Source organism: Variovorax sp. Soil_C_17 (genome assembly GCF_057657265.1).
Window position 1 is genome coordinate 1645332 of record NZ_JBDGIT010000001.1, and the last position, 23864, is coordinate 1669195.

A 23864-nucleotide genomic window follows, 5' to 3' on the forward strand; every position below is an offset into this window, starting at 1 on the left:
TTTCCCGTATCTGAAACACGCAAAAGTTAGACGTGCCCCTCCACCTCGTCGGCGAGAACATCGACAAGACGCGCAGCCACTACCAGGCCGAAACGGGCAAGCTCGTCCAGCTCATGCGAGGCATCTATGCAGACGCGGGCGACGACGACATCGATCAAACCGTCCTCGCGCACGCCGTGCGCATCGCGCGCTACCTGTACCCGAAGGCCTATTTGTCCGGCGCGAGCGCCATCCTGCTCGGCCCCACCCGCGACGGCCGCCTTTACCTGTCCGGCCAGCGGGTTCAGCGCACCCGCATCCGCGCCCTGGAAATCATCCAGAACAAGGCGCCGGCGAACCCTTCGGTCGCCAGCGCCTCGATCGCCGACAGTCTCGGCGAGTTCAGCGTTCAAGTCTCTGCCGTACGGCAGCGCTTCCTCGAGGCTTTTCGTCGGCGCAGCGAGCACGCGATGTCCATCGACCCGGCCATGCGCGAGGCGCTTTCGGCGCGGCTCATCGAGGAGTACGGCGACGTCAAGGGGGCCGGCGACGCCATCTGGGCGCTTGCGCGCGAGAACGAGTGGTATCGCGAAGCCGAGGCGGCACAAAAGTTCCTGTTGCGTCGCCCCACGGCCGTGGCCGTCCGGAACGAGGCTGCCTTCGATCTTCTCGTGGCCTGGCACGGACGGCCCATCGGCACGCTCGCGCACGATGGTTTCGAATGGCGCTGGTCGGCAAACCAGGAAGGCGCGCGGCTGCCGCCGGTCGTGCGGCAAACCGTGCCGGGAAAGCTGCCGCCCTTCATCGTCTCCCTGCTGCCCGAGGGCTGGCTCGAGTCGGTTCTGAAGGGCCGCCGCGACGAACGCGCCCTGCTGCGTTCAGGCAAGCGCTACATGTCGAACATCACCGTCGCCGCGACGGTGGACGAGTTGTCGGCATTGCCCGCGGACGTCCTGACCCACAAGCTCGCTGCCTTCACCCGCGACGGGCTCTTCACCGGCGCCTACGCCGGCCCCGGCAGGAGCGCCGTCGAGCGGGACTTCGAGCACCGGCTGGCCGCGCTCTTCGCGAACGCCGAAACGCCGCGCCTCTCCGGCGTGCAGATCAAGGCCCCCATGCATCTGGACGCGGACGGAAAGCTGGTGCCCAGCGTGACGCTGCCGTTCACGCACATCCTCAAGCCCGCCGGAACGGGCGCCTTCGAAGCATTGCCGCTCATCGAGTGGATCGGCCTGGCGCTCGCGCGCGCCTGCGGCCTTCCCGCACCGCAGACGGCGCTGGTTCCCATGCCGGACGGCATGCCTGCGGCCCTGCTGGTCGAGCGCTTCGACATCCGCGATCAGCCGGGCGATACGCGTTGGCTGGCCATGGAGGACATGTGCTCGGCGCTGGATCTCGAGCCTGAGCAGAAGTACGCCGGGCCCCTCGAACGTGTCGCGCGGGCCGTTCGCGCCTTGTCCACGGCCCCCGAGGAAGACCTGCTGTTGCTGCTTCGCCGTGTCCTGTTCGCCTGGCTCATCGGCGACGGCGACCTGCACCTGAAGAACCTGGCCCTTCTGAAGATTGCCCGCGGCGAAGGGCCGGCGTTCAGCGAAGTCCGCCTCGCGCCCGTCTACGACGCCTTGAGCACGCGTGCCTTTCCCGGCCTGGAGCACGACCGCATGGCGCTGAAGCTCAACGGCAAGGACGAGCGGCTGCAGCGGGCCGACTTCGCGGCGCTCGGCAGCATCGCGGGGCTGCGGGCAACGGATGCGCAGGCCGCCATCGACGACGTGCTGCAGCGCCTGCGGCAGGGACTCGACGCCCTGATCCTTCCGTCGGGCCTCGCGCTGGAGGCCGATGTGCAAGCCACTGTCGCGAGGACCCTGGATCTCTGTCGGGGGCGTGTGGCGGCCTTCGAGTAGTCTTGCGCAACTTCAAGAAAATCAGCGGCATCCTCAAGACCTGACCCCGACCGGACCTGCTCATGCCTACAGACCCCGCCATCGTCAAAGCCTTCACGCCCACCGGCGTCCTGCGCGCCTCCATCAATCTCGGCAATCCCATCCTGGCAAAGCGGAATGCCGGAACCGGCGAGCCCGAGGGGGTGTCGATCGACCTGGCGCGCGCCTTCGCCGCACAGCTGGGCGTTCCGCTCGAACTGGTCGTGTTCGACACCGCCGGCAAGTCCGTCGAGGCCGTGACCGCCGAGCAGGCCGACATCGGCTTCTTTGCCGTGGACCCCTTGCGCGGGCAGGGCATCCGCTTCACGGCACCTTATGTGCTGATCGAGGGTGCCTATCTCGTGAAGGAGGGCTCGCCCATGGCGTCGAACGACGAGGTCGACCGGGCCGGCGTCCGTGTCATGGTCGGGAAGGGCAGTGCCTACGACCTGTATCTCACGCGCGAGTTGAAGGCGGCCGGCATCGAACGTGCGCCGACCTCGCCCGCCGTCGTCGATTGCTTTCTCTCCGAAAACGCCGACGTCGCTGCCGGCGTGAAGCAGCAACTCGAAGCCGACGCGGCGCGCCTGGGTGGGTTGCGCCTGCTTCCCGGCCGCTTCATGGAGATCCGGCAGGCGATGGGGGTGCCGATCAGCCGAGGGGAGCCCGCCGCCGCTCTGCTTGCAAGCTTCGTCGAGTCCATGAAGTCCAGCGGCTTCGTGAGCGGCGCCTTGCAGCGCCACGGCATCAAGGGCGCGATCGTGGCGCCTGCGGCGTAGGGGCTGTTCGCAGGGCCGGCTCGACGCCGCCCGGCGCCGGCGCGTTCACCCGCCCCACCGGATCGGTACACACGTCGACCAGGCGCCGCAACATCGCCCCGTGGTCGGAAGAAGCCGCGGACGAGGGCGGTGTTCATTGCGTGCGGCCCAGGAGGGTTTGCGGCCATCGTCATCAGAACACGCCCAGCGCCATCCCCGCCGCGAGCGCGGCGCCGAGCTCGCGGCATTTCGCAAGATCATCGGCGCCGATCTGCTTGGGCCGCGCGATCGCCTCGGGCGTCTGCGCATGGGTGCAGACGATCAATGCCGGCGCGATGGCGTTCAGGCGCCAGCCGGTGGCGATTCGCTCGAGCTGCCGCGCGGCATTCTGGCCGTCGCTGCCGGCGCAGATCAGCGTGGCGTAGGGCCGGCCGTTCAGGCGGTCGAGTGCGGCGTAGTAGCAGCGGTCGAAGAAGTCCTTCATCAGCCCGGCCATCGCGGCAAGGTTCTCGGGCGTCGCGAACACGTAGCCGTCCGCCCCCAGCACGTCTTCGGGCTGCGCCTCCGGCGCGCGCAGCAGGCGCACCTGGACGCCGGCTTCGGAGCGCGCGCCCTCGGCCGCGGCCTGCGCCATCTGCGCGGTGCCGCCGGTCATCGTGTGATAGACCACGAGCAGGGTCTTCGGATCCATGCCGCCCAGCATAGCGGCCCGGGTCCGGGCGATCAGTCGTCCTTGTCCTTGCCCCTGGGCCGGTCGGTGAGGAAGTCGAGCGTGGCCTGCCAGGTCTGCGGCGAATTCAGGATGCCGAGGTGGCCGGTGCGCAGGATGGCGTCGTAGGCGCCTTGCCCCGTGAGCACGAGCTCGCGCGCGCCGCGCAGGCTGGCGCTCGTCGAGAAGTCGTTGGGCTTGCCGAACGAGTCGACGGCGGGCACCGGTGCGATCACGCCGTCCTGGACCGGGAAGTAGACGAAGCTGGCATCGCCGTTGCGAATGACCAGAACGCGCGTGGGCCCCTCGTTCTCGCGGCTGCCGTGGCGGCCGTTCAGCAGGCGCAGGAAGGGCGTGTCGGGCGAGCCCAGTTCCTGGCACACCTCGCTCGCCGGCGTGAAGCCGCCTGCCGCCGGCGCCTGGAAGTAGTTCGCGGGGTCCGGGGAGCAATTGATGATGCCGTGGTTGGGGCCGTCGATGGCCACCAGGCGGCGCACCATGTCGTGCGCCTCGTCCTGCCGCATCCATTCGCGCGCCAGCGTCACGCCCAGGCTGTGGGCGACGATGTCCACGCGCTTCGCGCCCGTGAAATCCATCACCGCACGCACGAAGCGGCGCAGGTCGGGCACGTTGGCCGCGTTGGTGTGGGCGATGCTCGAGCGGCGCGTCTGGTCGGCGGCCAGGTCGCACTGGTCGCCCTGGTAGCCCACGCCCCAGAGCTCGCTGGTGGAATAGCCGTTGTCCGCGAGGAACTGTGCCAGCGCCTGGATGCGGCCGAAGGGGCTGCAGGCGGTGGGGAAGGGCGTGTCGTTGTTGCCGTGGATGAGGATGACCGGCGTTCGCGTCACCGCGCCGGCGGCACCGAAGCCGATGAGCGGCTTGGCCAGGGAGGTGTCTTCGATCGAAGGGAAGCCCGTCGGCAGCGTGTTGCCCACGGTGCCTGCCGCCTGTACGGCAGCAGCGGCGGCAAGGGTTGCCAGGGCGGCGGCATGGCGAATCCACGTTCTCATCGGCGGTCTCCTTCCTCTGGGGCCGGGATGATGCCGGTGAAAGGCGGTGCTGGCAAGGCTCGCCGCGGCAGAGAGCGGCCGTTGCGGGCGTCACCCATCCCGGGCGCTATTTCGCGAGCTATCGGTTCATGAAGGCCTTCGGTGCGACTGCGCCGGAACCGGCGGTCATGGCCTGGCTTCGCGAAAGCATTGCCGACATCTCCATGTGCGGCTATCTCTTTTATCCGTGGACGAGAGCGGGTACGAGATCGCGGGCCGCTTCCCGCATGTCCAGGCCTGGCTCGAGCGCGTTCGGGCCATTGCGGGCTGGACAGACCCGTACGACATCCTGCCTGGCGAGCGAATCTTGCCCAGGTGGTGACGCATCGATTCGAAGGCGCATTGAAGACCTGAAACGAGGAACCAGGCTTCGGGTTCCACGAGGCGCGAACCGGGTCTGCACAGGCGATGGCCGCGCCGTTCAGGTTCCGCATTGCTGCCCTGGAGGCGGCGGCGTACGATGCACGACGCTTCGGGATTTGCAAGACATCGCCGTCGCATCAAGCCGAGGAGAAAAGGGATGAGTGCTGTCTCCGAGCGCCCCGCCGCCAAAGCGCAGCGGCCCACCTCGATCGACGAGCTGCCGGGTCCGAGACAGTGGCCTCTCGCGGGCAACCTTCTGCAGATGAAAGTCCCTCAGCTGCATCGTCAGCTCGAGGGCTGGGCCAAGACCTACGGCGACATCTACCGCCTCAAGATGGCGAAGCAGGACGTCGTCGTCATCACCAAGGCCGAGGACATCGCGGCCGTCTTGCGAGCCCGTCCCGAGACCTGGAGCCGTCCCGCCAACTTTGCCTCCATCGCGCGGGAATCCAACGCATTCGGCGTGTTCGCCGCCGAGGGCGACGAGTGGCGCCGCCAACGCCGGATGGTCATGACGGGCTTCGACCCCGAGCACCTGCGCAACTACATGCCCTCCCTCGTTCGCGTGACCAGGCGCCTGCGCAACCGGTGGATCGTCGCCGCACACGCGGGAACGGTGATGAACCTGCAGGCCGAACTGATGCGGTATTCGGTGGACGCGGCATCCGGCATTTCCTTCGGCATCGACATCAACACCATCGAAGACGAAAGAAGCGACCTGCACGAGCACCTGAAGCACATGTTCCCGATGCTGTTTCGCCGAATGAACCTGCCGTTTCCGTACTGGCGCTACTTTCGCCTGCCATCGGACATTGCCTACGACAGGCACATCGCGGCGATCCACCGGGTCATCAAGGACATCGTCGAGCAGGCGCGCGAGCGCCTGCGGCAGGACCCGGCGAGACGCGAGCAGCCCACCGACCTGCTCGAAGCCATGCTCGCCGCGCGCGACGCCGACGGCAGCGCGCTGAGCGAAGCCGACATCACCGGCAATGTCTTCACCATGCTCAGCGCTTCGGAAGACACCACCGCCAACACGCTCGCCTGGACCATCTACCTTCTTCACCAGCACCCGGCGGCATGGGTTCGTCTTGTCGACGAAGCCCGCGCCGTCTTGAAAGAGGAGCCCGTCGCACAGTCCGTCGAGCAGCTCAGGTCGCTGAGGTACGCCGAGGCCTGCGCCAGCGAGGCGATGCGCCTTCGGCCCGTTGCGCCGCTCCTGATCCTCGATGCCATCGAAGACACGGCGATCCGGGACGTTCGCATCCCGAAGGGAACACGGCTTTTTCTCGCGATGCGGCCTGCCGCTGTCGACGAGTCCGTCGTCGAGGCCGCGAGCGAGTTCCGGCCCGAACGCTGGCTCGCGGACAACGCCGGCTCCGTTCACTCGCCCAAGCGCGTATCGATGCCGTTCGGCGCCGGGCCAAGACTCTGCCCGGGGCGGTATCTGGCCATGCTCGAGATCAACCTGGTCCTGAGCATGCTCGCGCACGATTTCCAGCTGCTCGACGTGTCGACGCCGGACGGCACGCCGCCGGAGGAGATCCTGGAGTTCACCATGCATCCGGTCGGCTTGCGCATGCGCCTGACGACGGGCGCCCGAGCAAAGCCCGGCTAAGACAGGAATCCTGCGGCGAGCACCCGCGTGCTCATTCCGGCAACGGCAGCGAGCTCGTGCACTTGAACTCGTCCAGGCAAACGCTGGACCGCACCCCGTCCACGCCAGGCAAGCGCATCAGCTTGTCGATCAAAAAGCGCGACAGCCCCTTCAGGTCGCGGGCGATGACCTTCATCACGAAGTCGTAGTCCCCGGTGATGGAGTAGCACTCCAGCACCTCCGGCATGTCGATCACCACGTCGGTGAACTTCGACAGGTCGCGAATATGCCCCTTCTCCATCGCGACGAGGATGAAGGCCACCACGTTCAGGTCGAGGCGCGCGGGGTCCAGGCGCGTCTCGTAGCGGGCGATGAAGCCGGCTTCCTCCAGCCGCCGGTGGCGCCGGTGGCATTGCGCCGGCGACAGGCCGACGGCCCCCGCCAACTCCAGGTTGGACGCGCGCCCATGCTCCTGCAGGAAGGCCAGGATCTTGCGGTCGGTGCGGTCGAGTTCGATGTCATGCAAGTTCGTCTCCTATTAACGTTGAATGGAGAAATTATGTTGCTTGCCTGAGGGTTCCTCCCCATATGGGATGAAAGCAGATTTTTTGGGCGGAAGTTCACACTTCTCCACCTGGAAAGCGGCTCGGCGATGGAGATCAAACAGATCTTCGGCCGGAGTGGCTTTCTCAACTGAACCACGCCGACTATTTCTCACAAGGACCTCATGGTGCAACATTCTTTCCTGCGTTCCTCCCTGGCCCTCATTGCTGCCGCAGCCGCGACGGCGATCGCCGCGCCCGCCCTCGCCGCCGAGAAGTCGGTGGCGGTCACGGCGATCGTCGAACACAAGGCGCTCGATGCCGTGCGTGACGGCGTCAAGGACGAGCTGAAGTCCGCCGGCTTCGAAGTCGGCAAGAACCTGAAATTCCAGTACCAGTCCGCGCAGGGCAACAACGGCACCGCGGCGCAGATCGCCCGCAAGTACGTGGGCGAGCGGCCGGACGTGATCGTCGCCATCGCCACGCCCTCCGCGCAGGCCGTGGTCGCCGCGAGCAAGGACATCCCGGTCGTCTACAGCGCGGTGACCGACCCGGTCGCCGCCAAGCTGGTCAAGACCTGGGAGGCCTCGGGCACCAACGTCACCGGCGTGTCCGATCTCTCGCCGCTGGACAAGCACCTCGACCTCATCAAGCGGGTCCTTCCCGGCGCGAAGCGCGTCGGCGTGATCTACAGCCCGGGCGAAGCCAATTCGGTGGCCATCGTCGACGCGCTGAAGAAGGCCGCGCCGGCCGCCGGCATGACGCTGGTGGAAGGCGCCGCCGCGCGCACCGTCGACGTGGCCAGCGCCGCGCAGAGCCTGGCGGGCAAGGTGGACGTGATCTACGCGCCCACCGACAACAACGTGATGTCGGCCTTCGAGGGCATCGTCAAGGTGGCCCAGCAGGCGAAGATTCCGGTGGTCGCGGCGGACACGGACGCGGTCAAGCGCGGCGCCGTGGCGGCGCTGGGCCTGAACTACTACGACATCGGCCAGCAGACCGGCAAGATCGTCGTGCGCATCCTCCAGGGCCAGGCGCCCGGCACGATCGCGTCGCAGACCAGCAAGACCTTCGAACTGCACGTCAATCCGGGTGCGGCCCTGAAGCAGGGCGTGACGCTGTCCGACGAACTGCTCAAGTCGGCCCAGGTGGTGGTCAAGTAAGCGGGCGCACCAGACATGTCGCTCATTGCTTCCCTGGGTGCCATCGAGATCGGCCTGATCTTCGGGCTGGTCGCGCTGGGCGTGTACCTCTCGTTCCGCATCATCAATTTTCCCGACCTGACGGTGGACGGCAGCTTCCCGCTCGGCGGCGCCGTGGCCGCGGCGCTGATCGTCACGGGCTGGAATCCGTTTGCCGCGACGGCGGCCGCGATGCTCGCCGGCGCAATGTCGGGCTACCTCACCGCATGGCTCAACGTGCGGCTGCGCATCATGCAGCTGCTCGCGAGCATCCTGGTGATGATCGCGCTGTACTCGGTCAACCTGCGCATCATGGGCAAGCCCAACGTGGCGCTGATCGACGACCCCACGGTGTTCAGCCTGCTCCAGTTCGGCGGCCTGCCCGACTACTGGCTCAAGCCGCTGGTGCTGCTGGCGATCGTGGCCGCGGCCAAGGTGCTCATCGACTTGTTCTTCGCCTCGGAGACGGGCCTCGCGATGCGCGCCACCGGCGGCAACCCGCGCATGGCACGGGCGCAGGGCATCTCGACCGACCGGCTGACGGTCTGGGGGCTGGCGCTGTCGAACGGGCTGGTCGCGCTGGCCGGCGCGCTCTTCGTGCAGTCGCAGGGCGGGGCGGACATCTCCATGGGCATCGGCACCATCGTCGTCGGCCTGGCCGCGGTGATCATCGGCGAGACCATCCTGCCGGCCCGCAGCCTGGTCGTCACGACGCTGGCGTGCGTGCTCGGGGCGGTGCTCTACCGCTTCTTCATCGCGTTGGCGCTCAACAGCGATTTCATCGGCCTGCAGGCCCAGGATCTGAATCTGGTCACTGCCGTGCTGGTCGCCTTCGCACTGCTCGTGCCCGCCTACAAGCGCAAGCTGGCCGCCCTGTGGCCCGGCGTACGCGCCAACCCCACAGTCGCCGTCGAGGAGGCCAAGTAATGCTGCGCGCCAAAGGCCTGGAAATCACCTTCAACCCCGGCACGCCGATCGAGAACCGCGTGCTGCGCGGGCTGGACCTGAGCATTCCCACGGGGCAGTTCGTCACCGTCATCGGCTCCAACGGGGCCGGCAAGTCGACCTTTCTCAATGCGATCAGCGGCGACCTGATGGTCGACCGCGGCAGCATCCACATCGACGAGAGCGAAGTCACCCGCCGCTCGGCCTGGCAGCGCTCCGACCTGGTCGCACGCGTCTTCCAGGACCCGATGGCCGGTACCTGCGAGGCGCTGACGATCGAGGAGAACATGGCGCTGGCATGGAAGCGGGGCGCGCGCCGCGGCTTCGGCTTTTCGCTGACGCGCAGGCTGCGCGAGCGCTTCCGCGAGAAGCTCAGCATCCTCGAGCTCGGGCTCGAGAACCGCCTGGCCGACCGCATGGGCCTGCTCTCGGGCGGACAGCGCCAGGCCGTGAGCCTGCTGATGGCATCGCTGCAGCCTTCGCGCATCCTGCTGCTCGACGAGCACACCGCGGCGCTCGATCCGAAGACGGCCGCATTCGTGCTCGAACTCACGGCCAAGATCGTCGAGGCCGGCAAGCTGACGGCCATGATGGTCACGCACAGCATGCGCCAGGCGCTCGACTACGGCACGCGCACGGTGATGCTGCACGAAGGCCGCGTGATCCTCGACGTCGAGGGCTCCGAGCGCGCCCGCATGGACGTGCCCGACCTGCTGCACATGTTCGAGAAGACCCGCGGCGAGAAGCTCGACGACGACAAGCTGCTGCTCGCCTGAACGCACCGAATCCCCAGAATCCTGAAAGACCGAGATGAAAGAACTGCTGACCCGTTTCGAGAACAAGGCGCCCGAGATCGTCTTCGAATGGCACGATGCCGAGACGCCCGCCAAGGGCTGGGTCGTCATCAACTCCCTGCGCGGCGGCGCCGCCGGGGGCGGCACGCGCATGCGCCCGGGCCTGGACCGCCGCGAGGTCGAGTCGCTGGCCAAGACGATGGAGGTGAAGTTCAGCGTGTCCGGTCCCGCCATCGGCGGCGCCAAGTCGGGCATCGACTTCGATCCGGCCGATCCGCGCAAGAACGACGTGCTCAAGCGCTGGTACAAGGCCGTGACGCCGCTGCTCAAGACCTACTACGGCACCGGCGGCGACCTCAACGTCGACGAGGTGCACGAGGTGATCCCGATCACCGAGAGCTATGGCCTGTGGCATCCCCAGGAGGGCGTGGTCAACGGGCACTTCGTGCCGAGCGACAGCGAGCGCATCCAGAAGGTCGGCCAGCTGCGCATGGGCGTGGCCAAGGTGGTGGAGGACCCGCGCTACACGCCCGAGCCCGCACGCAAGTACCTGGTGGCGGACCTGATCACGGGCTGGGGCGTGGCCGAATCGGTGCTGCACTACCTGCGGCTCTACGGTGGCCAGGTGGCCGGCAAGCGCGTCATCGTGCAGGGCTGGGGCAACGTCGGCTCGACCGCGGCCTACTACCTGGCGCAGGCCGGCGCGCGCGTGGTCGGCATCATCGACCGCGAGGGCGGGCTGCTCGATGCCGAGGGCTTCAGCTTCGAGCAGATCCGCACCCTGTTCCTTGAAAAGAAGGGCAACCAGCTTGCCGCCCAGGGCATGCTTTCGTTCGAGGAGATCGATCGCCGGGTGTGGAGCGTCGGGGCCGAGATCTTCCTGCCCTGCGCCGGGTCCCGCCTGGTGACGCAGCAGCAGGTCGAGCAGCTGATCGAGGGCGGACTCGAAGTCGTGTCCAGCGGCGCCAACGTGCCGTTTGCCGACCGCGAGATCTTCTACGGCCCCATCTACGAGCACGCCGATTCGCGTGTCGCGGTGATCCCCGACTTCATCGCCAATTGCGGCATGGCGCGCGCGTTCGCGTTCCTGATGCAGGGCGATGTCGAGATCTCGGATGAAGCGATCTTCGGCGACGTCTCGGCCACCGTGGCCGCGGCGCTGGAGCGCTGCCATGCGCGCTCCAGCCAACGCACCGGCATCGCCCGCACCGCGTTCGAGAACGCGTTGACGCAGATCGTCTGAGGCGCGCGAGCGTCCGCGGCCGCGCGGCGTGCCGCCGTCCCGGATGCCGGTCGAAGTGTTCAAGCGCGAGTGGGGCGAGTCTTGGTGTGAACTCGGAAAGATGCAATGGGACAATGCATCTCATGACCAGCCCCGCCCAGACCCTCACCCTCACCCGCCCCGACGACTGGCACCTGCACGTACGCGACGGCGCGGCCCTGCAAGCCGTGGTGCCGCATTCGGCCCGCCAGTTCGGCCGCGCGCTGATCATGCCCAACCTGCGCCCGCCGGTGACCACCGCCGAGCAGGCCAAGGCCTACCGCGGCCGCATCCGCGCCGCCGTGCCGGAGGGCCTGGACTTCGAGCCGATCATGTCGCTGTACCTGACGGACAAGCTCCCTCCGGAGGAGATCGGGCGAGCGGCCGCGGCGGGAGTCTGCGCCCTCAAGCTGTACCCGGCCGGCGCCACCACCAACAGCGATGCCGGCGTCACCGACATCCGCAAGACCTACCCGACGCTGGAGGCGATGCAGAAGCACGGCCTGCTGCTGCTGGTACACGGCGAGGTGACCGACCCCGCGGTCGACCTGTTCGACCGCGAGGCCGTCTTCATCGAGCGCGTGATGATCCCGCTGCGCCGCGACTTCCCGGAGCTCAAGATCGTGTTCGAGCACCTGACGACGAAGGAGGGCGCCCACTACGTGCGCGATGCGGACCGCTTCACCGCCGCCACCATCACCGCCCACCACCTGCTCTACAACCGCAACGCCATCTTCACCGGCGGCATCCGGCCGCACTACTACTGCCTGCCGGTGCTCAAGCGCGAGACCCATCGCGTGGCCCTGGTCGAGGCGGCCACCAGCGGCAGCCCGCGCTTCTTCCTCGGCACCGACAGCGCGCCGCATCCTGCGCACCTCAAGGAACATGCGCTGGGCTGCGCCGGCTGCTACACCGCGCTCACGGCGCTCGAGCTCTATGCCGAGGCCTTCGACAATGCCGGCGCGCTGGACAAGCTCGAAGGCTTCGCCAGCTTCCACGGCCCCGACTTCTATGGCCTGCCGCGCAACAGCGACACCGTGACCCTGCAGCGCGAGGCCTGGACGGTGCCCGAGACCGTGCCTTACGGCGAGGCGACGCTGAAGCCGCTGCGCGGCGGCGAGACCGTTGCCTGGAGGCTGTTGTGAGCGCCGCCGGCCGCCGCGTGATGCTGCTGATCGACGCCGACAACGTCTCGGCCGACGTCATCGAGCAGGCGGTGCAGCGCACGCTCGCCGACCAGGGCGCCATCCACGTGCGCCGCGCCTACTGCAACGCCGAGACCGCGCTCAAGCAGCAGGCGCTCTTCAAGCGGCTCTCGGTGCGGCCGATGGTCAACCTCGCCTCCGGCAAGAACTCGACCGACATCGCGCTGGCGGTCGATGCGATGGACCTGGTGGTGGCCGAGCGGCCCGAGCTGGTGGTGCTGGTGTCTTCCGATTCCGACTTCGCGCCGCTGGTGATCCGCCTGCGCGAGAAGGGCTGCCGCGTCTGCGGCATCGGCCAGCAGGGCAAGACGGGCGAGGAGACGGTGGCGGTCTACGACAGCTTCATCGATCTGCAGCACCAGTCCGCGGCCCGGCCTGCTGCCGCCAAGCGGCCCGCGCGCGCACGGCGCGCCAAGGCCCAGGAAGTCGCGCCGCCGCCGGTGCTGCCGGAGGACGTGCTGCGCATCCTCGATGCGGTGCCCGAACTCGCCGGCGGCGCGAAGCTGGAGCTCAATCACGCGGCCGAGCGGCTGCGCGGCGCCAAGCTGCTGGGCAAGAGCGCGAGCTCGCCCAAGCTGTTCAAGAAATTTCCCGAGCTGTTCCTGCTGACGCCGGAGAAGACGCCGAACAAGGTGCAGTACGTCGGCCCTGCCGCCTCGTGAACCTGCCCCTGGGCTTCGACCCGGCGCGGCCCTGGCTGGCGCCCTATGCGCCGCGGGCCGCGGCGATGGCCGCGTCGCTGGCACGAGGTGCCGGCGTGGCGGCCGTGCTGTCGGGCCAGGGCACGGACATCGACCTGCCGGCCGGGCCCCTGCGCTTCGTGCAGGCCGACGCCGCGCCGCCCGGCGAAGCCTACGAGGCCTTCATCTTCCGCACTGCGCAGGTGCCCACGCGCGACAACCTGCATGACCTCTTCAACGGCCTGGCGTGGCTGCATTTCCCGCGCGCCAAGCGACGCCTCAACGCCTTGCAGGCTGCCGAGATCGCGCGCGCCGGCATCGGTGCCACGCGCGGGCCCCTGCGCGATGCGCTGACCCTCTTCGACGAGAACGGAGCGGTGCTCGATGCGCCGGCTGCGTTGTGGGCGGCGCTGCTGGCGCGCGACTGGCAGCGCCTCTTCGTGCGCGAACGCGCGCTGTGGCGCGAGGCCCGCCTGCTGGTCTTCGGCCATGCACTGCTCGAAAAGCTGGTTTCGCCGCGCAAGGCGCTCACCGCGCATGTGCTGTGGGCACCGGGCGCGGTGCGCTCGATCGCGATCGACGATGCCGCGATTGCGGCCGCCCTGGAACCCGATCACCTGGCCGGCAAGCCCTTCGCGCCGCTCCCCGTGCTGGGCGTGCCGGGCTGGTGGGCCGCCAACGAGGCGCCGGAGTTCTACGACGACCCAACGGTCTTCAGGCCGGCACGGCCTCCGCAGGACTGAGCGCCGGCCCGTCGACGAACACATCGGCGTGAAAGTCGGCGGCGTCCAGCCCCAGCTTCTGCAGCGCCAACTCGCGCACCGCATGCACCATGCCCGGCGAGCCGCAGCAGTAGAGCTCGTGGCCCGCGAGCTCGGGGCAGTGGGCCTGCAAGGCCTGGTCCACGCGGCCCGGGAAGGCATGCTCGGCGTCGCCGCTTTCCTCGCTCAGGGCGGCGACGAAGCGGAAGGCCCCGGGCCATTGCCGCTGCCACTTCGACACGGCCGAGCGCAGGTAGATGCCTTCCGCGCGGCGCGCGCCCCAGATCAGCGTGATCGGCCGCTCGATGCGGCGCTTCGCCATGTCGTCCAGGATGGACTTGATGGGCGCGAAGCCGGTGCCGCCGGCCACGAAGACGATGGGCCGCGTCGAGGCGGCGTCCAGCGTCACGGCGCCGAAGGGCAGTTCGACATCGAGCAGGTCTCCCTGCTGCAGCGCCGGCACGCGGGCACTGAAGGCGCCGCCCTGCACATGGCGGATGTGCAGGGTCAGCGCGTCGCTCTCGTGCGGCGCATTGGCCATCGAATAGCAGCGCGTGCTGCCGTCGCCCACCGCGAGCTGCAGGTACTGCCCCGCGTGGAACTTCACGCGCTGGCCCGCCGGCAGCCGCAGCTGAAGCACGGACACGTCGGGCGCCGCCAGCTGGTTGCGAAACACCTTGGCCGTGAAGCGCTTGCGCGCGCCGGGGTCGATGCGATGCCAGCTCACCGGCTGGATCTGCAGGTCGGTGGCCGGCGTGCACATGCAGTAGAGCACCTGCTCCGGCGTGCAGCTCTCGTTGCGGATCGAAGCGCCCTCGAGGCCGGCGACCTCGCCCTGCGCGATGCCGCCGGCGCAGTTGCCGCACACGCCCCTGCGGCAGGAGTAGGGCAGCTCGATGCCGGCGCGCAGCGCGGCATCGAGCACGCTCTGGTTCTCCGCGCAGTCGAAGGCGATGTCGCTGCCGGCGATGGCGATGCGATGGCTCATGGTGTGGTGTCTCCCGGACCCGGGCCCGACAAGAGGTGAATGGTGCGCAGCACCGCGCCCGGGTCCGCGATGCCGCGCCCCGCGATGTCCATCGCGCTGCCGTGGCCCACGCTGGACAGCAGCACCTCGGCGCCGATGGAGAGGGCGCTGGCCGCGTTCGGCGCGAGCAGCTTGATGGGGATGTGGCCCTGGTCGTGCAGCATCGCGACGTAGAGCTGGTGCCGGCGTTGTGCCAGCAGCACGTCGGCGCCCTGCGGGCCGTCGACACGAAGGCCCTCGGCGCGCAGGGCGCGCACGGCCGGCGCCACGCAGGCCTCGTCCTCGGGCCCGAAGAGCCCGGCCTCGGAGGCGTGCGGGTTGATGCCGAACACGCCGATCGACGGATCTGGCACCCCCAGCAATGCACAGGCCCGAACACCGGCGCGCACGGCAGCGGCGATCAGTTCGGGCTGCAGCCGGTCCAGGGCATGGCGCACGCTCTCGTGCAGCGTCGCATGCACGATGCGCAGGCCGCCGCCGACCAGCATCAGGAACACGCTGTCTTCCCCCTGGCCGCAGACGCGCGCCACCAGCGAGGGATAGCCGCTGAAGGCGATGCCGGCCTGGTGGATCGCGGTCTCGTGGTGCGGGCAGGCCACCACGGCATCGAAGTCGCCGCGCCGGCACGCCTCGATGGCCGCGCTCGCCGACGCCACCGCGGAAGCGCCGGCCGCGGCTTCGATGCGGCCCGGCTGCGCGGCGTGGGCCGGCAGCGCGCCGGCATCGACCAGCCGCAGCGTCGGCAGCATCGCTTCGAGGCCCAGCTGCACCGCCGTGCGCTCGAGCACGCGGCGCGGCCCGAAGAGCGTGATGCGCCGGCGCGCATCGGCCGCCAGCGCCGCCAGCGCCTTCAGCGCGATCTCGGGCCCGATGCCGTTGGGATCGCCGGCGGCGAGCGCGAGGCGGCGGGGTGGTGTCGTCGCAATGCTCATCGTGCCCCCGCGCTTGTCATTGCGTGTGCTGCGCTGCCCACCGTGGGGCTTTCGCGCCTTCGGACGGCCACGCGGCGCTCACAACGGCAGGGCCAACAGCGTGTCGGTCACCGTGCTGTCGCACACCGCCACGCGCGACTGCAGCCTCAGCTGCCCGTCCTGCTGGACGAAGCGGTCCTGGTACACGCCGGTGGCGAAGACTTCCGTCTGGCCCGTGGCCATGATGCGCGCCACGATGAAGGGCGTGCGCGCCTCGGCGCCGTCGGCGCTGGCTCGTTCGAGCAGCGGAATGCCCAGCAGGTGCCGGTAGCGCTGCCGCTCGTAGATGTTGGCCTCGCGCAGTGCGGCGACGCGGTCTTGCAGCATCGCGCGCGAGTCGGCATAGACGATGCCGGCGGCCAGGCCTTCGCGCTCGTTCTCCACATGCGTGATGCGGTAGTGGCAGTCCTCGGTGAAGTAGTCCGGCCACTGCTCCAGCGCATCGCTGTCGATGGTGTGGGCATAGGCCGCGTTGAAGGCGCACAGCGCCAGCAGGTCGATCATCGTGTTCTCTCTCGTCGTCGCGCGTGCTCAGGCGCCCATGTGATGGCGGTAGGCCTTCCAGAAGCCGCGCACCGAGGCTTCGGTGGCGCGGCCTTCGCTCGACGCTGCGCCGTCGCCGCCCATCTCGACCACCGCCGCCTGGTCGTGCGCGCCGGCGATGCCGCGCTGCACGAAGCCGCCCACCGCGCCGTCCTCCATCGAGATGAAGCCGGCCGGCCCGATCAGGTTCGACTGCTTCAGGCGCACGCGGCGCGCTTCGGGCGTGTCGTCGGCATAGCCCAGGTAGGTCCAGTTGAGCTCGGTGCGCGCCACGCCCTTGGGCAGCACCTGCCGCACCGCCAGGCAGTTCTGGATCTGCTGCAGCACGAAGCCGGGGAAGACCGAGAGGATCTGCAGCGTCACGCCGTCCTCGTATTCCTTGAAGCCGGCGAGCAGGCTCGGGTCCTTCAGGCGCAAGCGGTCGTTGTCGGAGCGCAGTGCCTGTTCCTTGTACGAGGCGTCCTTCTCCGCGGCCGGATCGATCATCGAGTAGCTCACGTGATGGCCCCCGCTCTCGTCGACGATCACGCCGCCCTTCTGCGACAGGCGGTTGAGCTCGAAGGTGGTGAAGAACATGTGCAGCAGGCTCGCGTGGTAGCTGTCCTTCACGTTCTCCACGTAGAGCTTCCAGTTGTTGGGCAGCGCCTGCGTGAAGCGGCCGATCACCTCCACCGGCTTGTGCAGCACGCGCTCGATGCGCGCGCAGATCTCTTCGCCCAGGTAGTCCTCGATGCCGGGCACGTCCTCGCTGAAGCTGCCGAAGACCAGGCCGCAGAAGGTGGCGATGCGCAGCTTGCGCGGGCCGTGGGCCTCCTTGCAGAAATCCGGCGGCATGCCGCCCTGGCCCTTGACGCCCTTCTCGAAGGCGACGCCGGTCAGGTCGCCCCGGCGGTTGTAGCTCCAGGCGTGGTAGACGCACTGGAAGTTCTCGGCGCGGCCCGATTTCTCCAGCGCGATCAGCGCGCCGCGGTGGGCGCAGCGGTTCTCGAAGGCGTAGATCTCGCCGTCTGCGTCGCGCACCACCACCACCGGCGTCTCGCCGGCGAAGGTGGTGCGGTAGCTGCCGGCATCGGGCAGCTCGGCCTCGAGGCACAGGTAGTTCCAGACCTCGCCCCGGAAGATGCGGGCCTGCTCCTCGGCTGCGGTCTGCGCGTCGCTGTAGAGCGCGAAGGGAATGCGCGTGAGGCCGGGGCCGGCCCAGTGGATCGGTTGGGATGCGATGTCGTTCATGTTCGTGATGTCAATCGAGGCTGACCTTGGCGCTCTTGATGACCTTGTTCCATTTCGCGGATTCGGCCTGGAGGAACCTGCCGGTGCGGGCAGCGTCCCAGCCGCGCGGCTCGGCGCCCTGTTCGGCGAACTTCTGCTTCACGTCGGGCAATGCCAGCGCATCGGCGATCGCCTTCTGCGCAGAGGCGACCTTGTCCGCGGGCGTGCCGGGCGGCGCCACCACCGCGAACCAGGTCACGGCGTTCATGGCGGGCAGCTTCTGCTCGGCGAAGGTCGGGACCTCCGGCAGGGCGTGCGAGCGCTGCTCGTCGGCCACGCCAAGGATGCGCAGCTTGCCGGCCTGGTGGAAGGGCAGCGAGGAGCTCAGGTTGTCGAAGAACACGTCGATCTGTCCGCCCACCAGGTCCACCAGCGCGGGCGCCGTGCCCTTGTAGGGAATGTGGACCATCTCGACGCCCGTCAGCTGCATGAACAGGCTGGCCGTCAGGTGCGAGGTGGTGCCGTTGCCCTGCGAGCCGTAGCTGAGCTTGCCGGGGTTGGCCTTGGCATAGGCGATGAATTCCTGCACGTTCTTCACCGGCAGCCTGGGGCTGACCACCAGCACGTTCGGCACCGTCGCGAGCACCGTGACGGGCACCCATTGGGTGGGGTCGAAGGAGAGCTTCTTGTAGAGGTGCTGGTTGATCGCGATCGGTGCCGGCGGCGACACCAGCAGCGTGTTGCCGTCCGGCTCCGAACGGAACACCAGCTCGGCGCCGATGTTGCCGCCCGCGCCGGTGCGGTTGTCGATCAGCACGCCGCCGGGGTACTGGGCGCGCAGCTTCTCGGCCACCACGCGCGGCAGGATGTCGGCAGTGCCGCCGGCCGGGAAGGGCACGACGAGCTTCAGCGCCTGGGGGCTCTGCGCCGAGGCGAGGCCGAGCAGGCAGGCGCCCGCCAGGCAGGCGGCGCAGAGGCGCCGCGCAAAGGAATTCAGCATGGGGGTTTTGTCTCCGTGGCAGACGTTCATCGGGGTAGGAGGAGTGTCCGCCGCAGGGCCACGGCGAACAAGCTAGATTTGCGCCATGCGCAAAAACCAAGCCGCTGCCCAGGGAAGCGTGGAGCTGACCGACAAGAATTTCGTCGCCTCGCTGCAGAAGGGCCTGGAGGTGCTGACCTGCTTCGGCCGCCAGCACGGCCGGCTCACCGTGTCGGAGGTGGCGCGGCTCACCGGCTGCTCGCCGGCCTCGGCGCGACGCTCGCTGCTGACCCTGCAGGTGCTGGGCTATCTCGACAGCGACGGCAAGCGCTTCTGGATGCTGCCCAAGGCGCTCCTGGTGGCGCATGCCTACCTGGCCTCGCGCGCCACCCCCTCGCTGGCGCAGCCGCTGCTCGACGCGCTGTCGGAGCGCACGCGCGAGTCGGCGTCTTTGGGCAAGCTCCTGGGCGACGACGCGATCATCATCGCCCGCTCCACCGCGCGGCGCAGCCTCAGCACGGGGCTGGGCATCGGCTCGCGCCTGCCGGCGTATTGCTCGGCGCTGGGGCGCGTGCTGCTCGCCAGCCTGCCGCCGGCGGAAGCCGAGCGCCGGGTGCGCGCGATGCCGCGGCAGCCGCTCACCGCGCGCACCGTGTACGAGCTGAAGCCGGTGCTGGCCTTGCTCGCACGCTGCCGCGAGGAAGGCTACGCCGGCAACGACGGCGAACTCGAGCTGGGCGTGCGCTCCATGGCCGTGCCGGTGCACGACCGCAGCGGCGCGATGGTGGCCGCGATGAGCATCGCGGTGCGCGCCGAGCGCATGAGCTTCGTCGAATTCCGCGACGCCTTCCTCCCCGCGCTGCGCAAGGCCAGCGCCACGCTGGCGGGCCGGCTTTATCCCGAGTGAGCGTAGTGGCGTGTTCCGGACGTGCGAACTTTTGCTCCTATGATCGATCCGAGGCCTGGCGCCGCAGGGCAGAACCACCACAACGATCCGCCGTGCCGCGCTTGAAAACCTCCTCGCCGGGCCTCATTTGCTCGCCACGGCGGGCACTTCGCCTGAACCCCACGGAGAAATCAGCTTGAAACGCATCCTTCTGTTTGTCCTGACCAACGTGATGGTGGTCGCGGTGCTGGGCGTCGTCGCCAGCCTGCTCGGCGTCAACCGCTACCTCACCGCCAACGGGCTCAACCTGACGGCCCTGCTGGGCTTCGCGCTGGTGATGGGCTTCGGCGGCGCGATCATCTCGCTGCTCATCAGCAAGCCGATGGCCAAGTGGACGGCCGGCGTGCGCATCATCAACGAGCCGCAGTCGCCCGACGAAGCCTGGATCGTGCAGACCGTGCGCAAGTTCGCCGACAAGGCCGGCATCGGCATGCCCGAGGTCGGCATCTTCGAGGGCGACCCCAATGCCTTCGCCACCGGCGCCTTCAAGAACTCGTCGCTGGTGGCCGTTTCAACCGGCCTGCTCGCCAACATGACGCGCGAGGAGGTCGAGGCCGTGATCGGGCACGAGGTGGCGCACGTGGCCAACGGCGACATGGTGACGATGACGCTGATCCAGGGCGTGATGAACACCTTCGTGGTTTTCCTCTCGCGCGTGATCGGCTACGCGGTAGACGGCTTCCTGCGCCGCGGCAGCGACAGCAACACCGGCCCGGGCATCGGCTACATGATCACCACCGTGGTGCTCGACATCGTGCTGGGCTTCGCGGCCGCGATCGTGGTGGCCTGGTTCTCGCGCCACCGCGAATTCCGCGCCGACGCCGGCGCCGCGCAGTTGATGGGCCGCAAGCAGCCGATGGTGAACGCGCTCGCCCGCCTGGGCGGCCTGACGCCCGGCGAGCTGCCGAAGGCGGTGGAAGCCATGGGCATCACGGGCAGCATCGGCAAACTGTTTGCCACGCACCCGCCGATCGAGGAGCGCATCGCGGCACTGCAGAACGCCCAGATCTGATTGCCGACGCGCATGGAACAAGGGGCCGGGCGATCGGCCCTTTTTTCGTGGGGCCGACGCCCGCCGGCCAGGTGCCGTCGGCGAGCGGATGGCCGTCTTGCGCCGGGCCTTCGCTATCCCGCCGCCACGATCACATGCGCCTGAATCTTGCCGGCCACCGGGCCTTCGCCATGGCGGCTGGCGATCGCCTCCGTCGCGCGGTCCGTGGCGAGTTGAAGCAGGCTGGCGTCGCGCGCCTCGATTTCATTGCGCAGCGGCGTCCCCTGGCAATAGGCGGCGGCGGCGTCGCGTGCCGAGGGCGCGCGGCTCACCTTCTCCCTCGTCTCGATTTCGATGTCGGCGAACCCTGCGCGGCTCAGTTCCTCCCGGATCAGTGCGACGTCGTGATAGCCATGCGGCGTGCGGGCGAGGAAGCGCGGCGGCTCGTGCGGAAACACCTCGGCAACGGCGTTGGTGACCTCGTCCGCAAAGGCGTTCTCTTCGATGCGGTCCCAGACATTGAAGACAAATCGCCCGCCCGGCCTCAGCACGCGACGCGCCTCGGCGTAGCCGGCGATCCGGTTGGGGAAGAACATCGCGCCGAACTGGCAGCAGACGACGTCGAACGAGGCATCTTCGAATGGCAGGTCGAGCGCATCCGCTTGCCGCCATTCGATACGGGGGTCGGGCCCCTGCCGGATGGCGGCGTAGTCGAGCATGGGTTGGTTGAGGTCGGTCACCACGTAGCGGGCGCCGGCGCCGAGTCTTGGCGCCAGCGCCCGCGCGACCACGCCGCTGCCGGCCGCCGTTTCAAGCACCGAGCCGGGCGAGGAGGCAGCGACGAGCGCCGCCAGGTCGCTCGCATAGGCTTCGAAGATCAGCGGGACCATCAGCGTGTCGTAGAACTTCGGGATCGAGCCCGCGAAGACCTTGTCGCTCTCAGCCATGGGACCTCCTTGAAAGCGCCGAACGGCGCGGGGGACCGTCCACTCCTGCGCGGGCCAAGCCTCTTCGACGAGTGCGCAGCACCGGGTGGACATGGGTGGCGATGCCCTATGGTGGCCGCGCATGCCACCCTCGTCAACGTCGCGCCGGCGGCATCGCTGGCCTGATGGGCGCTCGACTTACCGCTCGTTCAACTCGCCGCCAAGGATGGCAGCAGTGTCTTGACGCTCGCCGAGCAGGCGAACGACGTCGAGATGATCATCCGCTTCGAAGTAGAACCACTGCACGGGAAAGCCTGTGACGCGCCACGCGCGAAGGCGTGGTATGTCGCACAGCTTCCCAAGCCGCGGAGATCCCATGGCCGGCATGCGTTGGATCGCCTCGAGTGCATCCAAAGCCGCATCGAAGAAGCGCGCGCCAAGGGCCCGATCGCCCGCCTGTACGTAGTACTGGGCGGTTTCGACGAGATCTTGCTCCGCCAGCGGCCTGAGTTTCGCCCGCTTCAACGCGAGCGTCCCAGCGCTCGTTCTTTCAGCTCAGCGGCGACCTTTGGAGTGAGCAGGCGCCCTTTGCCCGATTCAAGCCCTTCCTTGATCAGTTCACGCAATTGCTTTCTCGCCTGTTCCTCCTGATCCTTGCGAATCAGCTCCCGAAGGTACTCGCTCGTGTTTCCATAGGCGCCAGAGCGCACCCGTTGATCAACATAGCTGCGCAAGGCCTCGGGAAGCGCAAAACTCATGGTGTTGGTGCTCATGGGGAAATCTTGGTGTCACTATCAATAGTTGTCAAGATTGTTCGAGATTCCGCGTGCCACCGCCTCCGCGACCTTGATGCCGTCCACGCCCGCCGACAGGATGCCGCCCGCATAGCTCGCACCTTCGCCTGCGGGATAGAGCCCGCGCACATTCAGGCTTTGGAAATCGTCGCCGCGCGTGATCCTGATCGGCGACGAGGTGCGCGTCTCGACGCCGGTGAGCACCGCGTCGTGCAGGTCGAAGCCCTTGATCTTGCGTCCGAAGGCCGGAAAGGCCTCGCGCATGGCCTCGATGGCATAGCCGGGCAGGGCGGCATGCAGGTCGCCCGGCGTCACGCCCGGCTTGTACGAGGGCTCGACGCTGCCCAGCGCAAGCGAGGGCTTGCCGGCCACGAAGTCGCCGACCAGCTGGCCCGGCGCGCGGTAGTCGCCACCGCCGAGCACGAAGGCGTTGGACTCCAGCGCCCGCTGCAGCGCGATGCCTGCGAGCGGCGATCCGGTGCGGCCATCTTCCCAGCCGGGATAGTCGCGCGGATCGATGCCCACCACGATGCCCGCGTTGGCATTGCGCTCGTTGCGCGAGTACTGGCTCATGCCGTTGGTGACGACGCGGCCGGGCTCGCTCGTCGCCGCGACCACCGTGCCGCCCGGGCACATGCAGAAGCTGTAGACCGAGCGGCCGTTGCTCGCGTGATGCACCAGCTTGTAGTCGGCCGCGCCCAGCAGCGGGTGGCCGGCATGCCGGCCCCAGCGCGCGCGGTCGATCAGGCCTTGCGGATGCTCGACGCGAAAGCCGATGGAGAAGGGCTTGGCCTCGATGTGCACCCCGCGCGCATGCAGCATCTCGAAGCTGTCGCGCGCGCTGTGGCCCAGCGCCATCACCACGTGGTCGGTGCGCAATTCGTGGCGGGTGCCGCTGCGCTGGTCGAGCACGGTGAGGCCGCGCAGACGGCCGTTCTCGATGTGCACGTCGGTCACGCGCTGCTCGAAGCGGATTTCGCCGCCGAGGGCGACGATCTGCTCGCGGATGTTCTCCACCACCTTCACCAGCTTGAAGGTGCCGATGTGCGGGTGGGCAACGTAGAGGATCTCGGGTGGCGCGCCGGCCTTGACGAACTCTTCCATCACCTTGCGGCCGAGGAAGCGCGGGTCCTTGATCTGGCTGTAGAGCTTGCCGTCGGAGAAGGTGCCGGCGCCGCCTTCGCCGAACTGCACGTTCGATTCGGGGTCGAGCACGCTCTTGCGCCACAGGCCCCAGGTGTCCCTGGTGCGCTGGCGCACGGTCTTGCCGCGCTCCAGGACGATGGGCTTGAATCCCATCTGCGCCAGCATCAGCGCGCAGAAGATGCCGCAAGGGCCGAAGCCCACGACCACCGGGCGCTGCGAGCTCTCGCCGGCGCGCACGGGCGGGCGGTAGGCCATGTCGGGTGCGGGCTGCACATGCGGGCGGCCGGCATGCCGGGCCAGCACCGAGGCCTCGGCTTGCGCATCGGCCAGCGCCACGTCGACGATGTACACCGTGAGCAGCTCGGCCTTGCGCGCATCGAAGCTGCGCTTGAAGACCGTGTGCGAAGCGATGTCGCCGGGCGCGATGCCCAGCGTGGACGCGACCAGCGCGGGCAGCGCCTCGGGCGCATGGTCGAGGGGGAGCTTGAGTTCGGAGACGCGGATCATGGCGGGCGGCCCGTGGTGATCGGGCAGGTGGCGCTTGGGGGTTGCGATTGTAAATTCCGCAGAACAGGAGCCGAGGCAT

At 68.6% G+C, this 23864-nt stretch carries 23 protein-coding genes and 2 pseudogenes; 13 read left to right on the forward strand and 12 right to left on the reverse strand.

Going from position 1 to position 23864, the window contains the following annotated elements; genetic code table 11:
* The first annotated feature begins 32 nt into the window (after positions 1-32).
* Together AC3A6Y_RS07970 and AC3A6Y_RS07975 are read left to right on the forward strand one after the other, a co-directional pair.
* The gene (locus AC3A6Y_RS07970) at positions 33-1883 is read left to right on the forward strand and encodes a type II toxin-antitoxin system HipA family toxin (protein ID WP_487867651.1); all 1851 of its coding nucleotides are present in this window, start codon (positions 33-35) and stop codon (positions 1881-1883) included.
* 62 nt (positions 1884-1945) lie between these two features.
* Complete coding sequence (locus tag AC3A6Y_RS07975) at positions 1946-2680, forward strand: ABC transporter substrate-binding protein (RefSeq protein ID WP_487867652.1); 735 nt, start codon at positions 1946-1948, stop codon at positions 2678-2680.
* 172 nt (positions 2681-2852) lie between these two features.
* On the opposite strand, the gene AC3A6Y_RS07980 is transcribed toward AC3A6Y_RS07975, so the two are convergent.
* Together AC3A6Y_RS07980 and AC3A6Y_RS07985 are read right to left on the reverse strand one after the other, a co-directional pair.
* Positions 2853-3350, reverse strand: coding sequence for a flavodoxin family protein (locus AC3A6Y_RS07980; protein ID WP_487867653.1), 498 nt, complete (start codon positions 3348-3350; stop codon positions 2853-2855).
* Positions 3351-3382: 32 nt separating this feature from the next.
* Positions 3383-4378, reverse strand: coding sequence for an esterase/lipase family protein (locus AC3A6Y_RS07985; RefSeq protein ID WP_487867654.1), 996 nt, complete (start codon positions 4376-4378; stop codon positions 3383-3385).
* A gap of 559 nt (positions 4379-4937) precedes the next feature.
* On the opposite strand from AC3A6Y_RS07985, the gene AC3A6Y_RS07990 reads away from it, so the two are divergent.
* On the forward strand, positions 4938-6398 hold the full coding sequence (locus AC3A6Y_RS07990; RefSeq protein ID WP_487867655.1) for a cytochrome P450: 1461 nt from the start codon (positions 4938-4940) through the stop codon (positions 6396-6398).
* Positions 6399-6429: 31 nt separating this feature from the next.
* On the opposite strand, the gene AC3A6Y_RS07995 is transcribed toward AC3A6Y_RS07990, so the two are convergent.
* The gene (locus tag AC3A6Y_RS07995; protein ID WP_487867656.1) at positions 6430-6903 is read right to left on the reverse strand and encodes an Lrp/AsnC family transcriptional regulator; all 474 of its coding nucleotides are present in this window, start codon (positions 6901-6903) and stop codon (positions 6430-6432) included.
* A gap of 201 nt (positions 6904-7104) precedes the next feature.
* Between AC3A6Y_RS07995 and AC3A6Y_RS08000 the strand changes: the two genes are divergently transcribed.
* From AC3A6Y_RS08000 to AC3A6Y_RS08035, 8 genes and pseudogenes are all read left to right on the forward strand, one after another.
* A complete protein-coding gene (locus tag AC3A6Y_RS08000; RefSeq protein WP_487867657.1) occupies positions 7105-8082 on the forward strand; it encodes an ABC transporter substrate-binding protein in 978 nt (325 codons plus the stop codon).
* A gap of 15 nt (positions 8083-8097) precedes the next feature.
* Positions 8098-9027 carry an ABC transporter permease gene (locus AC3A6Y_RS08005; RefSeq protein WP_487867658.1) on the forward strand — a complete coding sequence of 310 codons (930 nt, stop codon included), beginning with the start codon at positions 8098-8100 and terminating at the stop codon, positions 9025-9027.
* The gene (locus AC3A6Y_RS08010) at positions 9027-9821 is read left to right on the forward strand and encodes an ABC transporter ATP-binding protein (protein ID WP_487867659.1); all 795 of its coding nucleotides are present in this window, start codon (positions 9027-9029) and stop codon (positions 9819-9821) included. The genes AC3A6Y_RS08005 and AC3A6Y_RS08010 overlap by 1 nt, the downstream gene beginning before the upstream one ends.
* 34 nt (positions 9822-9855) lie before the next feature.
* Positions 9856-10185, forward strand: a pseudogene (locus AC3A6Y_RS08015) (Glu/Leu/Phe/Val dehydrogenase dimerization domain-containing protein); the annotation flags it as partial.
* A gap of 279 nt (positions 10186-10464) precedes the next feature.
* A pseudogene (locus AC3A6Y_RS08020) lies at positions 10465-11082 on the forward strand (amino acid dehydrogenase); the annotation flags it as partial.
* A 122-nt stretch (positions 11083-11204) separates the two neighbouring features.
* Complete coding sequence (gene pyrC / locus AC3A6Y_RS08025; RefSeq protein WP_487867660.1) at positions 11205-12245, forward strand: dihydroorotase; 1041 nt, start codon at positions 11205-11207, stop codon at positions 12243-12245.
* Positions 12242-12967 (forward strand): NYN domain-containing protein, encoded by a 726-nt coding sequence (locus AC3A6Y_RS08030; RefSeq protein WP_487867661.1) that lies wholly within the window; start codon positions 12242-12244, stop codon positions 12965-12967. Before pyrC ends, AC3A6Y_RS08030 begins: the two co-directional genes overlap by 4 nt.
* Before the next feature lie 65 nt (positions 12968-13032).
* Positions 13033-13728: a DUF3025 domain-containing protein gene (locus AC3A6Y_RS08035; protein WP_487867815.1), complete on the forward strand. Its 696-nt coding sequence runs from the start codon at positions 13033-13035 to the stop codon at positions 13726-13728.
* On the opposite strand, the gene AC3A6Y_RS08040 is transcribed toward AC3A6Y_RS08035, so the two are convergent.
* The 5 genes from AC3A6Y_RS08040 to AC3A6Y_RS08060 form a co-directional block, all read right to left on the reverse strand.
* Entirely contained in the window at positions 13700-14734 is a 1035-nt protein-coding gene (locus AC3A6Y_RS08040; protein WP_487867662.1) for a 2Fe-2S iron-sulfur cluster-binding protein, read from the reverse strand. The genes AC3A6Y_RS08035 and AC3A6Y_RS08040 overlap by 29 nt on opposite strands.
* Positions 14731-15705, reverse strand: a complete 975-nt coding sequence (locus tag AC3A6Y_RS08045; RefSeq protein ID WP_487867663.1) for a PdxA family dehydrogenase — start codon at positions 15703-15705, stop codon at positions 14731-14733. The genes AC3A6Y_RS08040 and AC3A6Y_RS08045 overlap by 4 nt, the downstream gene beginning before the upstream one ends.
* Before the next feature lie 78 nt (positions 15706-15783).
* On the reverse strand, positions 15784-16248 hold the full coding sequence (locus AC3A6Y_RS08050; RefSeq protein WP_487867664.1) for an aromatic-ring-hydroxylating dioxygenase subunit beta: 465 nt from the start codon (positions 16246-16248) through the stop codon (positions 15784-15786).
* A gap of 27 nt (positions 16249-16275) precedes the next feature.
* Positions 16276-17517 (reverse strand): Rieske 2Fe-2S domain-containing protein, encoded by a 1242-nt coding sequence (locus AC3A6Y_RS08055; protein ID WP_487867665.1) that lies wholly within the window; start codon positions 17515-17517, stop codon positions 16276-16278.
* A 10-nt stretch (positions 17518-17527) separates the two neighbouring features.
* Positions 17528-18496 carry a Bug family tripartite tricarboxylate transporter substrate binding protein gene (locus AC3A6Y_RS08060; RefSeq protein WP_487867666.1) on the reverse strand — a complete coding sequence of 323 codons (969 nt, stop codon included), beginning with the start codon at positions 18494-18496 and terminating at the stop codon, positions 17528-17530.
* Positions 18497-18581: 85 nt separating this feature from the next.
* Between AC3A6Y_RS08060 and AC3A6Y_RS08065 the strand changes: the two genes are divergently transcribed.
* Positions 18582-19382 (forward strand): IclR family transcriptional regulator domain-containing protein, encoded by an 801-nt coding sequence (locus AC3A6Y_RS08065; RefSeq protein ID WP_487867667.1) that lies wholly within the window; start codon positions 18582-18584, stop codon positions 19380-19382.
* A 175-nt stretch (positions 19383-19557) separates the two neighbouring features.
* On the forward strand, positions 19558-20433 hold the full coding sequence (gene htpX, locus AC3A6Y_RS08070) for a protease HtpX (RefSeq protein ID WP_487867668.1): 876 nt from the start codon (positions 19558-19560) through the stop codon (positions 20431-20433).
* Between the two features lie 113 nt (positions 20434-20546).
* Here the strand turns inward: htpX and AC3A6Y_RS08075 are convergent, their stop codons facing one another.
* The 4 genes from AC3A6Y_RS08075 to AC3A6Y_RS08090 all read right to left on the reverse strand — a co-directional run bounded on the left by AC3A6Y_RS08075 (position 20547) and on the right by AC3A6Y_RS08090 (position 23785).
* Positions 20547-21359: a class I SAM-dependent methyltransferase gene (locus tag AC3A6Y_RS08075; RefSeq protein ID WP_487867669.1), complete on the reverse strand. Its 813-nt coding sequence runs from the start codon at positions 21357-21359 to the stop codon at positions 20547-20549.
* 177 nt (positions 21360-21536) lie between these two features.
* The gene (locus tag AC3A6Y_RS08080) at positions 21537-21863 is read right to left on the reverse strand and encodes a type II toxin-antitoxin system RelE/ParE family toxin (protein WP_487867670.1); all 327 of its coding nucleotides are present in this window, start codon (positions 21861-21863) and stop codon (positions 21537-21539) included.
* A complete protein-coding gene (locus AC3A6Y_RS08085; protein WP_487867671.1) occupies positions 21860-22111 on the reverse strand; it encodes a type II toxin-antitoxin system ParD family antitoxin in 252 nt (83 codons plus the stop codon). The genes AC3A6Y_RS08080 and AC3A6Y_RS08085 overlap by 4 nt, the downstream gene beginning before the upstream one ends.
* 21 nt (positions 22112-22132) lie before the next feature.
* The gene (locus AC3A6Y_RS08090; protein WP_487867672.1) at positions 22133-23785 is read right to left on the reverse strand and encodes an NAD(P)/FAD-dependent oxidoreductase; all 1653 of its coding nucleotides are present in this window, start codon (positions 23783-23785) and stop codon (positions 22133-22135) included.
* Positions 23786-23864 lie beyond the last annotated feature (79 nt).